A 14,420-nucleotide genomic window follows, 5' to 3' on the forward strand; every position below is an offset into this window, starting at 1 on the left:
ATTAAAAAGTCGCCTAATTTTATAATAATTAGGCGATTTCAAACCTTCACATACTATCCTTCTGGTCTGTTTCTTGCTCTTTCTTAGTCATGACCATCGTTAACGGTTTGTCACTACCTGTCATCAGCTGATGAACATAAGAAGAGGTAATTTCATACTGATCCTCAATTTTCTCTGCTAAATGATGGCTTCGTTCATATAAGATGGATCTAAAATTAAGCATTTGTCGATGAAGCTTTTCCATTAATGCTTCTTGTCTTTGGACTTGTTCTGACATTTCCTTTTGGTTTTCATCAAAGTGTTTAAGCTGTTCGTTCATTTCTTCATGAGCACTGACAATTTGATTTAATTGGTCTATTAATTCATCGTTTGAGACTTTTTGATCTGTAATTTTATTTATAATTTCTTTATTAGATTCATTTATACTTTTAACTTGGTTAATTAAATCTTCTCGAGCATGTTCTTCAGTTTTAAGCCACTCTTCCAACTGGCTGCTTTTGTTGTCTAACATGCGCAATCTCTCCAATACATCTTGTTTAAACTGATCATGGCTATGTTGTTTAGTTACAAGTTCTTGAACTTGTGTATCCATTTGTGTTTGGATATGATCTTGCCGTTCATACAACTGATTAAGAAAGCTATTAGAACGCTTTAACGAACGATTCACTTTCTGCTGTTCTTCCATCCACTCTGATAACCTGTCAAATTTCGTATAATCTTGGTTACGTGCACTTACTTTCCGTTTTGAGCGATATACAGTCGGATGTTCGCCATCATTAATGTATAATGTCATGTTTCCACATCCCTTTAATGTCTTACTTATAACATATGCGAATGTCCATATAAAAAGTGCCTGTCACGATTTTATTCGTAACAGGCACTTCACTATATTAGGCTTTTGATTTAGCCTTAGATTTTTTGCTAAGCTGTTTACTTCTTAACTGACCACAAGCTGCGTCAATATCACTACCTTGTTCAACACGAACACCGCAGTTAATATTATTTTCAAGTAATGTTTCGTAGAACGTTAGGATATTTTGCTTACTACTACGATCATAAGGATGGTCTTCTACCGGGTTATACGGAATTAAGTTAACGTAAGAAAGGTGACGTTTATCTTTTAGTAGCTTCACTAGTTCTAACGCATGTTCCTTTTGATCATTGACATCATGTAGCAAAATATATTCAAACGTAATTCTGCGATTTGTCTTCTCTAAATAATAATCAACAGCGTCCATCAATTGCTCAATTGGATAAGCGCGGTTAATTTTCATAATGTCTGTTCTTAGCTTATTATTCGGCGCATGTAGTGATAGTGCTAAGTTAATTTGAATATTTTCATCAGCAAAATCATACATCTTCGGAACAATACCACTCGTCGAAACTGTAATGTGTCTTGCTCCAATCGAAAGCCCTTTTTGATCATTAACGACACGTAGAAAGTCCATCGTATGGTCGTAGTTATCAAATGGCTCACCGATTCCCATAACAACAATGTGGCTTACGCGCTCAGAATCGCCTCTTTCATCTAAATGGTGTTGAACGTTCATAATTTGCTCAACAATTTCTCCACTTGTTAGGTCACGATTCTTACTTAAAATACCACTTGCACAGAATGAACAACCAATATTACAACCAACTTGTGTCGTAACACAAACAGAAAGTCCGTAATCAAAACGCATTAATACCGTTTCGATATGGTTGCCATCAGGTAGCTCGAATAAAAACTTAATCGTTCCGTCTTGTGACTCTTGCTTTATTGTTTCAGTTAATGACTGGATCTGATAATGTTCTTCTAATAGTTCGATTGTTTTTTTATTGACGTTTTTCATCTCAGAAAACGATTTAACACGCTTTTGATATAGCCAATCCCATACTTGGTCAGCTCTAAAGCGCTTTTCACCATTTTCGACTAACCAATTTTGTAATTTTTCTTGTGTTAGTCCATAAATAGATGGTTTCATTTTAAACCCTCATTTCAAAACCTAAGTTACTTTGTTAATACTAATGGATATAACACAATGTATCAAGTAATTTATATAGACAACATGTTCCAAATCCACTTACACTCTCTTCGCTCTCTTAGCAACAACCCTCATGATTAGAAGCATACAAACGACACCTAAAGTCATAGCACCGAAAAAGACCCAACTCAACTGCTGTTTCAGTAACTCTTCACTATTTAAATTCATGACAGAAACCATCACACGATCATGGTCTAACGGTTTATAAATTTTGCGATAGTTATTTTGATCCATTGTAAAATCAACAGTTTGGGACTCGTTTTGTTGCCAAGCCGCTTCAACCATTTCTTCATCTTCACTAATATCTAGTGTCATATGTCCGTATAAAACGGGTAGATCTGTTTCAGGTTCAATCACTTCATGCTCTTCATCACGTTTTAACCACGCGGGTGCATTTAATACGGCGATCTCTTCTACCACATCATTATGAACTTCGATTTGGGAAATGACTTCAGAAGGTCCTGATTCAAAGCTCACACTATAAATTTCTTCATCCTCAATGTAGGCATTTACCATGTAATCAGTTGTACCATCATAATAATAAGCAAACTTATAGTAAATGTGATCAAATAACTCAGCACGCGAGATCGGCCCTACCCAAAAGTTATCTAAAGCAAATCCTTCCTCAACAGTAACTGGTTCTTGTGACATGAGCTGATCAAAAGCTGTATACCAATACCCCCAGTCTTGTGATGGTAAGCCAACTTGTGAATCATCCGTTGATTGTGTTACCACTATGTCATCACTTTCCCTTTCCCATAGTGATATTTCTTGAACATCCCATTGGTCCGCTACTTCTCTTAGCTCACTTTGACTAATATCGTTAATGTCTCGACCACGAAGGTCTGTCATTATTCCTTTAGACGCTGTGTACAACCGCATCTCTACCATATGTTCTATTGTATCTGTCGCATGTTGCGTTGATTGCATCGCAGATTGAACCGTTCTTGTAGCAGAGTCGACCTGTTCATCTTGGTACGTTTCAATTCGAGAACTAATTAACATTATTCCAATAGCGAAAGACAATAAAGCAATGACCCCTATACATACTCCAATTTGCATAATAAATTTATTTGTATGACTCATCTTGTTTGACCCCTTCCGACATCTATCTACACTAATTTTCTATACAAGATAAATTCTTCCTTCTTTTTAAATGATTTTATAACAAAAAAAGAACTGGGCATAACCCAGCTCTCAACTTACAATTTCCTTTTATAAATTCTCAAAGAAGACACGAATAACGTCTGCCCCACCGATAAACGTACCTAATGAACTTCCGATATTCGTTAGTACGACAATTAATAAAACTCTTGTCACTTTATTTTGCCAAAAACCTTTAACTGTCGTAACATCTTCAGCTATATTTTCAAAATCTGAAACGTGTGGTTTACGGATCGACGCTTGCACAATACCAGCAAACCAACCCGCAGCTAGCATCGGGTTCAATGAACTTAACGGTGCTACTAAAAAGGCGGTCATAATCGTCAGCGGGTGTCCAAAGGCAATCGCTGCACCTAAAGCGGACATCGAACCATTCCAAAGAATCCAGCTAAGTGTTTGTTGGTATGCCGCATCAGGGTTATTCATAAATGTGTAAGCAATAATCGATAAGATTAAAATCGGAATCATCCAAGCGATTACTTTCGGCGCTTTTGACTTAGGCGGTACAGTCGTTAGTTGATCTAAGTCTTGCTCCTTATTTATTTCTCTCTTAACCCCTGGAACGTGTGCAGCACCTAAAACAGCTACTACTTTATCCCCTGGTGCATCTTTAATCTTCTGAGCTAAATATTGGTCACGTTCATCTATTAATGGCTTTTTTAGTCTTGGAAAAGCTTCAGTGAACTCTTGCATAACAGAGTTCAACATATCTTGTTGCTTCATCTTCTCAAGTTCTTGTTCAGAGATTGTCTCACGGTTAAATATACTATAAAGAATCGATAGCATTAATTTGGCACGACCGGAAACACCAATACTTCGCCAAACTCTTGAAAAAGTCGTCTGGATATTACGATCAGCCAATACTAAATCAGCCTCAACTTCTTCAGCTGAATCGATCCCTTGAATCATTTCCTGACCAGGCTTAATACCAAACTGTTTCGCAACACGGTTTTGGAAAGATGAGATCATCATATTCATTAACAACAAAGTTGATTTCTTCTCTTTAACGACTTTGAATATGTTCATATCTTTCCACTTGTTACCTTCTCGAACCGATTGATAACGTTGTTCATCTAGTTCGACACAAACAGAATCAGGTCGTTCAGTCTCGATCACTTCTTTTACTTGTTCTGCACTCTTCTTAGATACATGTGCAGTACCAATTATAATAACTTCTTTTCCGTCTATATCGAGTCGAGTAATATTATTTTCATCCATATTAGACTTCCTTTTCCCTCGTATTTCTACATATACAATAGTTTAACATTAAATTACCACCATGAAGAAATTATTTTATTAAAATTTTAGAAAACATATACTTATGTATATACATAGAGCCCGTGTAACGAAACAAACAAATTTTGATTATTTACAAAAGTCGCTTCTATGATAAATTAGTTAATAATTACATAACTGAAAAGGTGGGAGCGAACATATGCAAGATTGGTGGAAAAAGGCAACTGTATATCAAATATACCCACGAAGCTTTAACGATTCAAATGGTGATGGGGTTGGAGATTTACAAGGCATGATCGAAAAGCTTGATTACTTAAAAGAGTTAGGCATTGACTTAATTTGGTTAAGTCCAGTGTATGATTCACCTAATGATGATAATGGATATGATATACGCGATTACTACAGTATAAACCCTGAGTTTGGGACGATGGAAGACTTTGATCAACTACTAGATGAGGTGCATAAGCGCGACATGAAGCTCATGATGGACCTAGTCGTTAATCACACATCAGATGAGCACCAATGGTTTAAAGAGCATGAAGATTATTATATTTGGCGAGAGAAGCCAAACAACTGGCAATCAATTTTTGGTGGCTCAGCTTGGGAGTATGACGAAGAAAAAGGTAAATATTATTTACATTTGTTTAGTAAAAAGCAACCTGACTTAAACTGGGAAAACCCTGAACTAAGAAAGCGGATCTACGAAATGATGCATTGGTGGTTACAAAAAGGAGTAGACGGTTTTCGTATGGACGTGATTAACTTCATCTCTAAACACCCTGACTTACCAGACGGGCCGAACGGTGACGGAAGTGACTATTTCATGAATGGCCCACGTATTCATGAGTTTTTACAAGAGATGAATGATGAAGTACTATCTCATTATAATTGTGTAACAGTCGGTGAAATGCCAGGGACAACACCAGAAGATGCTCAAGTTTACACAGATCCTAACAACCGTGAAGTTAATATGATCTTTACTTTCGAACATATGGATTTAGACCACGGACCTGATGAGAAATGGGATTATAAACCGTTAAACTTAATTGATTTAAAAGAAAACCTAGAAAAATGGCAAAATGCCTTATATGATAAAGGTTGGAATAGTTTATATTGGAACAATCACGATCAGCCGAGAATTGTTTCTCGCTTCGGTGATGATACAAACTATCGCTATGAGTCAGCAACAATGCTAGCAACTTGTCTACACTTTCTACAAGGAACACCTTACATCTATCAAGGAGAAGAGATCGGTATGACGAATGTAGCATTCTCTTCAATTGCTGATTATAAAGACATTGAAACATTGAACATGTATAACGATAAAAAGAATAATGGCATACGAGAACGTAAGATTTTAGACCAAATTCACCATGTTAGTCGTGACAATGCTCGAACACCTATGCAATGGACAGCTAATGAACAAGCAAGCTTCACTACTGGAACACCTTGGATCCAAGTGAACCCTAACTTTAGCGAGATTAATGTTGAAAGCGATTTAAAACAGAGTAAGTCTATTTATAATTACTACAAAGCTTTAATTAAGCTAAGAAAAGAGGTCAGTTTAATTACAACCGGCAAATTCAAGTTAATCTACCGTGAACACCCTAACTTATTCGCTTATAAAAGAGAAGGTAAAGGTGAAACAATTACGGTATATTGCAACTTCAGTGACCAAACAATTGAAGTTGATGAACAACCTAAAGGTGAAACATTAATCCATAATTATGATGTCCAAGCTAATAGTCATCAAATAACGTTACGACCGTATGAAACGATTGTATATAAAGGTCAATAATTGGAGGTATAAAAAGTGAAAGTACTAGGTGTTGATATAGGCGGGACAAAAATTAGAATGGGCGTTGTTGATGAAGACTTAAATGTTCACTTAGATGAGCAAGTTCCGACAACTTTTCCTCTTTATGACTCGCTAGAAAAAGAGGTCAAAAACGTTTTAGAGAAACACCCTGACGTTGAACGAATTGGCATTGGAACTCATGGCTTCGTCGATTCAAAACGTGGGCGTGTTGTTTATGCTACGGAATTGTTACCTGGCTGGTCTGGAACTGAAGTAAAACAGCAATTGGAACAAGCAACTGGCAAACTAGTCCGTGTCGATAACGATGCAAACGTTGCAGCACTAGCTGAAGCAAAAGTTGGAGCAGCTAAGGAGTATGAACGAACGGTCTGTTTGACTTTAGGTACAGGACTAGGTGGCGGAATTATTTTAGATGACTATATCGTTTCTGGAGGTCCAAATGGCGGTGCTGCTGAAATTGGTCATATGATCTTATATCCGAATGGTCACCCTTGCCCATGTGGTCATAAAGGTTGTTATGAACAATATGTTTCAGGTACAGCACTTAAACGACGTATTGAAGAAGCTAACCTTTCATATTCACCTCGAGAGCTATTTTTAAATGCTGACCAAGACGCTAAAGCGAAAGAACTTATTAATGCGTTCACTTTTGACTTGGCTGTCATTATTAGTTCTCTCCAAGCGACGTTCGATATGGATTGCGTTGTCATTGGTGGTGGTGTATCAGAATCAGCTGAGTATTGGTTTGATACTTTAATAGTACAATTAAATGATCATCTATTAAATCCAATTGACGTTAAAATTGCACAATTCGGTAATGAGGCTGGCATGTTAGGAGCAAGTTTATTAGTTTTAGATAATTAAAAAAATTTGTTGCGCAAACGTTTTCATTGTGATAATATTTCACTTAACAAACATGAAAGCGTTTACGCGCAATTTTTTTACAGTTTTGTGCAAACGTTTTCACAACTTATACTTTAGGGGGATTTATTTAAATGAATTTAAAAAAGTGGAGTACCGGTTTGTTAGGTTCAATTATGTTAACGGGAGGTTTACTTGCTGGTTGCGGTAGTGACGATGGGTCAAGCGGTGATCAAGTAGAAGTAGATGTATTTCAGTTCAAAGTAGAATTTAGAGAAGAATTCGAACAGCTTGCTGAGACTTATGAAGAAGAAAACCCAGATGTGAGCATTAATATTACAACTGTTGGTGGCGGTGAAGATTATGGTTCAGCTTTACGTTCACGTTTCAACTCAGGTAATGAACCGTCCATTTTCAACGTTGGTGGACCACAGGATGTTGAAGACTGGTCAGATTATTTAGCGGACCTATCTGAAACAGAATCTGCTAATGCTGCACTTCCTGGCACTTTAGATGGTGTAACTGTAAATGATGGCGTTTATGGCCTGCCATACAACCTAGAAGGCTATGGATTTATTTATAATACAAGAATCTTTGAAGAGGCTGGCATTGATGTCGATTCAATCCAAAGCTTTGATGATTTAGAAGGTGTTGTTGAGACACTTGATTCTCAAAAAGAAGAGTTAGGCTTAGATGCTGTATTTGCTTTCCCTGGTGCAGAAGCATGGGTAACAGGACTACATTTATCTAACACATTTTTAGCACCTGAATTCAACCACAATGTAACTGATGCTTATGAGGCTGACGGGGTAGAATTCGAATACGGTGAAGCATTTGAGTCAATTGTTGATTTACAAGACGAATATTCAGTACAACCAACTGTAAGTTTAGATTATTCACAACAAGTTGAAGAGTTATTCTCACTACAGCGTGTAGCTATTATTCAACAAGGTAACTGGGTCTATCCTTCAATTACGGGAATTGACGAAGAGTTTGCTAATGAAGATATTGATATGATGCCTATTCCAGTTGAAGGTTATGATGAAGATTTATTACCAGTAGGCGTTCCGATGTATTGGGCAGTTAACGAGAATTTAGATGAAGAAGTTGTTGAAGCTTCGAAAGATTTCTTAGATTGGTTATACACTTCTGATTTAGGTAAGGAAGCTGTTGTAAATGACTTTAACTTCATTCCTGCATATGAAGGATATGATGCTGAAGATATTAATGACCCATTATCTCAAACAATTTATGAGTACTCAGAAAATGACCAAACAATCGGCTGGGTGTTTATGGGTTACCCAACTGGTTGGGGTGAAGATCAACTAGGTGCTTTAATTCAAAAGTACTTAAGTGAAGAAGCTAGCTGGGACGAAATTATTTCAGAGACACAAGAAGCTTGGGAGTCCTCTAGAGAATAATCTGTGAAAAGCTAGAAGTGAAACAAAGTAGCAGCTTTGCTACTTTGTTTCATTTTCAAGCTAAAAGAGGGAGAGATCGTTGTGCGCACGAGAGATTTATCATATTGGTTATTTCTAACACCTGTACTATTTGCACTGACGACAGTTGTTATTATACCGCTCGGTGTCGGTACATATTATTCATTTACTGAGTGGAACGGCATTACGACAGGTGATTTTGTCGGATTCGAAAACTATATTAACGCCCTACAAGACCAACGTTTTATAGATTCTCTTTGGTTTACAATTAAGTTCTCAATAGCTAGTGTCATTTTGATTAATGTAATTGGTTTATCATTAGCTTTAATTGTTACATCCAAAATTAAGACTAACAACCTTTTAAGAACTGTCTTTTTTATGCCTAACTTAATTGGTGGTTTAATATTAGGGTTTATTTGGCAGTTCATTTTCATTCGCGTGTTCGCTAATATTGGTCAGGCGTTTGGAATTGAAGCCATGCAAGGTTGGCTCTCTACGACGACTACTGGTTTTTGGGGATTGGTCATATTAATGAGCTGGCAAATGTCGGGTTATATAATGGTAATTTATATCGCTTATTTACAAGGGGTTTCAAAAGAATTAATTGAAGCTGCTCACATAGATGGCGCATCAGCGTGGCAGAGATTCCGTCATATTGTATTCCCTCTTGTAGCACCAGCATTTACTGTAAGTATGTTTTTGACATTATCTAATACGTTTAAACTTTACGATCAAAACTTAGCTTTAACAGATGGTGGACCATACAATTCGACTGAAATGTTAGCGATGGAAATTTACAATACGGCATTCGTTCAAAACTCATTCGCATACGCTCAATCTAAAGCTGTTATTTTCTTTATCGTAGTGGCAGCTATCACACTAGTTCAAGTTTACTTTAATAAGAAACGGGAGGTGCAGATGTAATGAAGTGGAAAAAGTGGCGCCTAGAACTTCTTGGAGTTTTACTAGGACTAATATGGATTGCACCTTTTTACTTAATGTTCGTTAACTCATTTAAAACACAGCGTGAATTGTTTGAAGGAACATTAAATTTGCCTTCCTCCCTTGATTTCAGTAACTATATTGAAGCATTTCAAGAAATGAATTTCTTACAAACTTTATTTAACTCCGTTTTAGTAACTGGGTTTAGTATTGTAATTATAATCTTTTTCTCAGCCATGGCAGCTTATGCTTTAGCACGAACTAAAAGCAAAGTGAGTACAGTCATTTTGTTCATATTTATATCTGCGATGCTGATCCCGTTTCAATCTGTTATGATTCCATTAGTTTCCCTTTTCGGCGAAATTGATTTATTAAACCGTGGCGGGTTAATTTTCATGTATTTAGGCTTTGGTTCTAGCTTATCCATTTTCCTATATCACGGGGCGATGAATAATATTCCAGAAACCTTAGATGAAGCAGCGAGAATTGATGGAGCAAATAAGTTTCAAATATTTTGGTACATTATCTTCCCTATGTTGAAACCTATTACTGTCACTGTCGGAATTCTCAATACTATTTGGATTTGGAACGATTACTTACTACCATCCTTAGTTATTAATAGCCCTGGTAGTGAGACGATTCCGTTAAGAATGTTTTACTTCTTTGGCCAATACACTACACAATGGCACCTTGCGATGGCAGGTCTTACTTTAGCAATTCTACCAGTTATTATTGGTTACTTCTTTGCTCAAAGGGCGATCATTAAAGGTGTTACTGATGGGGCTGTTAAATAAAGAGGAGTGTTTCTATGAGCGTTACAATAAAAGATGTTGCCAAAAAAGCTAATGTTTCCCCTTCAACTGTTTCACGCGTCATTGCTAACAACCCTCGTATTACCGAGGAAACTAAAAAGCGTGTTCGTGAAGTTATGGAAGAGTTAGGGTATTATCCTAATTTCCAAGCGCGTAATCTAGTGGCAAATAAAACGAATACAATTGGTATTGTCATGGCAAATTCCGCCGCATTATCATTTCAAAACCCTTTCTTCCCAGAAGTGTTAAGAGGCGTATCTGCTACTGCGCATGCGAACCAGTACGGGTTATATTTAACGACTGGTGCTACAGAAGAGGAAGTGTACAATGAAGTCGTGTCAATGGTTCAAGGAAAACGAGTCGATGGGATCATCTTGCTATATTCAAAAGAGAATGATCAAACGATAGATTACTTAGCAAACTCTTCATTTCCATTTACAATTGTCGGTAGACCTAGTGTAAACCCAAACCAGTTCACTTACGTCGACAATAACAATATTGAGAACTCAAAAGAAGCTGTTCAACATTTAGTTGAGTTAGGTCATGAGAAGATCGCCTTCGTAGGTGGTAGTTTAGACTTTGTCGTGTCACAAGACCGTTTAACTGGTTATAAACAAGCTTTGAAAAAAGCTGGTATCCAGTATCGAGAGGATTTAATCTTTCACCAAGAAATGACAGCTAGTATTGATCAAGATTCGGTGATCCAATTAATGAACAGATCTGAACCACCTACGGCCATTGTGACTCATGACGATTTAGTAGCATATGAGTTAATTAGGTATTTAGAAGAGTTGAAAATTACTGTACCAAAAGATGTGTCGATCGTTAGCTTTAATAACCATAAAATTTCTGAACACTTAAGACCACCTTTGACATCTGTAGATATTTCTATTTATGACCTTGGTTTTCAAGCTAGCTCTCTGTTAATAGATAAAATTAATCAACCAAACATACAAGACACACACAAAATCGTTTCTTCTACACTGATTAAACGTGGCTCTTGTAGACGGAACAACTAGAAGGGGTATGATTATGGAAAGAATTTGGTGGAAAGAGGCTGTAGCCTATCAAATATATTTACGAAGCTTCTATGATTCAAATGGTGACGGAATAGGTGATATACCAGGAATCATTGAAAAACTCGACTACTTAAAAGACTTAGGTATTGATGTCATTTGGGTCTGTCCCTTTTACAAATCACCTAATGCAGATAACGGTTACGATATTAGTGATTATCAAGCTGTGTTAGAAGAGTTTGGAACGATGGATGACTTTGATCGGTTATTAGAAGAAGCCCACAAGCGTGATATGAAACTGATTATAGACTTAGTCGTCAATCATACGAGTGATGAACACCCTTGGTTTATCGAGTCGCGCTCATCAAAAGATCACCCTAAGCGTGATTGGTACATTTGGGCTGACCAACCAAACAATTGGCAAAGTATCTTTGGTGGCCCGGCATGGCAGTATGACAAACATAGCGACCAATACTACTTACACATATTCTCAGTCAAACAACCCGATTTAAATTGGGAAAACAAAGACATGAGACAATCTATCTACGACATGATTAATTGGTGGTTAGATAAAGGCATTGATGGTTTTAGAGTTGATGCTATTAGCCATATTAAAAAAACAAAAGGCCTTCCAAATGGACAAAGCTCCACTGAACCACCGTGGGAACACATGATGAATGTTGACGGTATTCACAACTACTTAGATGAGTTATATGATAAGACGTTTTCAAACTATGATATTATGACTGTCGGAGAAGCAAATGGTGTTAGCACAGACGATATTTACAAATGGGTAGGAAAAGATGAAGGTAAATTCAGCATGATCTTCCAATTTGAACACCTTGATTTGTGGGATCGTAATTCGAATGCAGGTGTCGATGTCCCAAAACTGAAAGAAGTACTAACGAAATGGCAACACGCATTAGATGAAGACGGTTGGAACGCCTTATTTATCGAAAACCATGACATTCCAAGGGCCACGACAACATGGGGGAATGACGAAGATTATTGGTATGAGTGCGCAACAGCTTTAGGTGTTATGTACTTCTTCATGAAAGGAACCCCTTTCATTTATCAAGGTCAAGAAATTGGTATGAAAAATGCTGAGTTTTCTTCGATTAATGATTTCAATGACATTAAAGACCATAACTTTTATAAACAACAAAGCGAACAAGGTGAAAGTGCTCAAGCAATTATCGACACATTAAACGTAACAAGCCGCGATCACTCTAGAACACCGATGCAATGGTCAGCTGAACCGAATGCCGGCTTTACTACTGGCACACCTTGGCTTAAAACAAACCCTAACTATAAAACAATTAATGTTGAATCACAGTTAAATGACCCTAATTCTGTTCTGTCATTTTACAAAGACATGATTCAACTTAAAAAATCTAATGAGACGTTCACATATGGTAAGTATGACCTCGTTTTTGAAAGTTCACCAACTGTCTTTGCATACACTAGAACGTTGAACGAAGACCAAGTTCTTGTATTGACTAACTTAAGCGAAGACCGAACTCCTATTGATTTATCCCAATACGAATTAGGTCACTTATTATTAAACAACTACTCAGAAGTTGACGAAACTGTGCTAAAACCTTACGAAGCAAGGGTTTATCAAGTTAAGTAAAACCATAAATGAATTACACCCCAGCTAGAGATAAAACAAATGACTCTTGCTGGGTTTTTTTATGGCATCTGTACAATTCCTTACTAAAAAAGGTGACCTGAATTAGCTTCGAGGTCACCTTTTAGACTTTATAAATATTTTACTCTGTTTCGTAGCCTGGTTTTTTTAGAAGTTTAAAGATATTAGTCTTATACTCTTCAACACCGGGTTGGTTGAATGGGTTAATATCAAGTAAATATGCGCTATAAGCACATGCTAGCATGTAGAAATATAATAAATAACCAATATGGTACTCATCGATCTTCGGCAAATGGATTCCGATCTGTGGAACACCACCAGATAAGTGAGCCTTTGACGTTCCTTCATAAGCGACTAAGTTGAAGTCATTTAATGACGTGCCAGCTAAATAATTTAACTCATCAGCATTTTGTTCCGCTTCAAACAGCTCTAAATCTTCCTCAACCTCTTCAACAATTAAAAATGATTCTAGCAAGTCCCTTTTTCCGTCTTGAATATATTGCCCTAAAGAATGAAGGTCTGTCGTGTAAGTAACTGAAACTGGGAAAATACCTTTATGTTCTTTACCTTCACTCTCACCATATAGTTGCTTCCACCACTCTTGTACATAGCTCAACTTCGGCTCAAATGTTGCTAACACTTCATTTGTAAACCCTTGTTCATAAAGGTTATGACGAATAGCTGCATATTGAATAGCAGGGTTATTTTCTGGGTCAAATGTTGATAATCCATCCTCAGCTTGTTTAGCACCATGAATAAGTTCATCAATATTATAGCCTGCTGCTGCAATAGGAAGTAACCCTACCGCTGTAAATACAGAATAACGTCCACCTACATCGTCTGGTACGACAAAACGCTGATAACCCTTTTCTTTTGCTAGATTTAAGAGAGCACCTTTGTTTTCGTCTGTCGTTACGTAAATACGACTTGATGCTTCCTCTCCATAACGGTCTTCCATATAATTTTGTAAAAATCGAAAAGCAATAGCTGGTTCTGTTGTAGTTCCTGACTTTGAAATAACATTTAGAGCCACTTCTCGGTCATCTATGTAGTCCATTAACTGTTTTAAATAAGCGCCACTAACATGCTGACCCGCAAACAACACTTCAAAATTAGGGTTTTTTTCGAAATGTGGTTTTAACGCTTCAATAACAGCCTTAGATCCTAAATACGAACCACCAATACCAATAACGATCAGTACATCAGCTTGTTTTTGAATTTGGTCTGCAGTATTTCTTATATTGTTCAAAAATTCATCTGAAAGTCCACTTGGCCAATCTAACCAACCTAAGAAGTCATTTCCTGCACCTTGCTTTTTATATAAATCTTCATGAATAGCTTGTAGACGAGAAACTTGATTTTGGTTTAATACATCTTGTTTCTGTCCAGAGTAAGTTACGTTAATCATCGTTCGTCCCCTTTTCTCGTTGAATATCTGCTTCGTATTATACCAAAA

12 protein-coding genes are annotated in these 14,420 nt (G+C 37.0%); 7 read left to right on the plus strand and 5 right to left on the minus strand.

Features of this window, described 5'->3' with window-relative positions:
* Positions 1-46 precede the first annotated feature (46 nt).
* From AHA02nite_RS01780 to AHA02nite_RS01795, 4 genes are all read right to left on the minus strand, one after another.
* Positions 47-793, minus strand: coding sequence for a coiled-coil domain-containing protein (locus tag AHA02nite_RS01780; RefSeq protein ID WP_146813783.1), 747 nt, complete (start codon positions 791-793; stop codon positions 47-49).
* A gap of 97 nt (positions 794-890) precedes the next feature.
* Complete coding sequence (gene rlmN / locus AHA02nite_RS01785) at positions 891-1,964, minus strand: 23S rRNA (adenine(2503)-C(2))-methyltransferase RlmN (RefSeq protein ID WP_146813785.1); 1,074 nt, start codon at positions 1,962-1,964, stop codon at positions 891-893.
* A gap of 99 nt (positions 1,965-2,063) precedes the next feature.
* Positions 2,064-3,110 (minus strand): hypothetical protein, encoded by a 1,047-nt coding sequence (locus tag AHA02nite_RS01790; protein WP_146813786.1) that lies wholly within the window; start codon positions 3,108-3,110, stop codon positions 2,064-2,066.
* A 129-nt stretch (positions 3,111-3,239) separates the two neighbouring features.
* Positions 3,240-4,406 (minus strand): TraB/GumN family protein, encoded by a 1,167-nt coding sequence (locus tag AHA02nite_RS01795; protein WP_146813788.1) that lies wholly within the window; start codon positions 4,404-4,406, stop codon positions 3,240-3,242.
* A gap of 217 nt (positions 4,407-4,623) precedes the next feature.
* Here AHA02nite_RS01795 and AHA02nite_RS01800 point away from each other — a divergent pair, with 217 nt between their 5' ends.
* From AHA02nite_RS01800 to AHA02nite_RS01830, 7 genes are all read left to right on the plus strand, one after another.
* Positions 4,624-6,222: a glycoside hydrolase family 13 protein gene (locus tag AHA02nite_RS01800; protein ID WP_146813790.1), complete on the plus strand. Its 1,599-nt coding sequence runs from the start codon at positions 4,624-4,626 to the stop codon at positions 6,220-6,222.
* 15 nt (positions 6,223-6,237) lie between these two features.
* Entirely contained in the window at positions 6,238-7,107 is an 870-nt protein-coding gene (locus tag AHA02nite_RS01805; RefSeq protein ID WP_146813792.1) for an ROK family protein, read from the plus strand.
* Positions 7,108-7,238: 131 nt separating this feature from the next.
* Positions 7,239-8,525 (plus strand): ABC transporter substrate-binding protein, encoded by a 1,287-nt coding sequence (locus AHA02nite_RS01810; protein ID WP_146813794.1) that lies wholly within the window; start codon positions 7,239-7,241, stop codon positions 8,523-8,525.
* 81 nt (positions 8,526-8,606) lie between these two features.
* Complete coding sequence (locus tag AHA02nite_RS01815; protein WP_017185035.1) at positions 8,607-9,467, plus strand: carbohydrate ABC transporter permease; 861 nt, start codon at positions 8,607-8,609, stop codon at positions 9,465-9,467.
* Positions 9,467-10,279, plus strand: coding sequence for a carbohydrate ABC transporter permease (locus tag AHA02nite_RS01820; protein WP_146813796.1), 813 nt, complete (start codon positions 9,467-9,469; stop codon positions 10,277-10,279). The genes AHA02nite_RS01815 and AHA02nite_RS01820 overlap by 1 nt, the downstream gene beginning before the upstream one ends.
* Positions 10,280-10,293: 14 nt before the next feature.
* On the plus strand, positions 10,294-11,316 hold the full coding sequence (locus AHA02nite_RS01825) for a LacI family DNA-binding transcriptional regulator (protein ID WP_146813798.1): 1,023 nt from the start codon (positions 10,294-10,296) through the stop codon (positions 11,314-11,316).
* A 13-nt stretch (positions 11,317-11,329) separates the two neighbouring features.
* Positions 11,330-12,946, plus strand: coding sequence for a glycoside hydrolase family 13 protein (locus AHA02nite_RS01830; protein ID WP_146813800.1), 1,617 nt, complete (start codon positions 11,330-11,332; stop codon positions 12,944-12,946).
* Positions 12,947-13,085: 139 nt separating this feature from the next.
* On the opposite strand, the gene AHA02nite_RS01835 is transcribed toward AHA02nite_RS01830, so the two are convergent.
* On the minus strand, positions 13,086-14,372 hold the full coding sequence (locus AHA02nite_RS01835; protein WP_146813803.1) for a glucose-6-phosphate isomerase: 1,287 nt from the start codon (positions 14,370-14,372) through the stop codon (positions 13,086-13,088).
* Positions 14,373-14,420: the final 48 nt, after the last annotated feature.

The sequence above is a fragment of the Alkalibacillus haloalkaliphilus genome, from assembly GCF_007991275.1.
Classification (GTDB): Bacteria; Bacillota; Bacilli; order Bacillales; family Alkalibacillaceae; genus Alkalibacillus; species Alkalibacillus haloalkaliphilus.

Coding starts and splice junctions, on each gene's coding strand:
- AHA02nite_RS01780 (WP_146813783.1), bottom strand. CDS start 793: ATGACATTATACATTAATGATGGCGAACATCCGACTGTATATCGCTCA.
- rlmN (WP_146813785.1), bottom strand. CDS start 1,964: ATGAAACCATCTATTTATGGACTAACACAAGAAAAATTACAAAATTGG.
- AHA02nite_RS01790 (WP_146813786.1), bottom strand. CDS start 3,110: ATGAGTCATACAAATAAATTTATTATGCAAATTGGAGTATGTATAGGG.
- AHA02nite_RS01795 (WP_146813788.1), bottom strand. CDS start 4,406: ATGGATGAAAATAATATTACTCGACTCGATATAGACGGAAAAGAAGTT.
- AHA02nite_RS01800 (WP_146813790.1), top strand. CDS start 4,624: ATGCAAGATTGGTGGAAAAAGGCAACTGTATATCAAATATACCCACGA.
- AHA02nite_RS01810 (WP_146813794.1), top strand. CDS start 7,239: ATGAATTTAAAAAAGTGGAGTACCGGTTTGTTAGGTTCAATTATGTTA.
- AHA02nite_RS01820 (WP_146813796.1), top strand. CDS start 9,467: ATGAAGTGGAAAAAGTGGCGCCTAGAACTTCTTGGAGTTTTACTAGGA.
- AHA02nite_RS01825 (WP_146813798.1), top strand. CDS start 10,294: ATGAGCGTTACAATAAAAGATGTTGCCAAAAAAGCTAATGTTTCCCCT.
- AHA02nite_RS01830 (WP_146813800.1), top strand. CDS start 11,330: ATGGAAAGAATTTGGTGGAAAGAGGCTGTAGCCTATCAAATATATTTA.
- AHA02nite_RS01835 (WP_146813803.1), bottom strand. CDS start 14,372: ATGATTAACGTAACTTACTCTGGACAGAAACAAGATGTATTAAACCAA.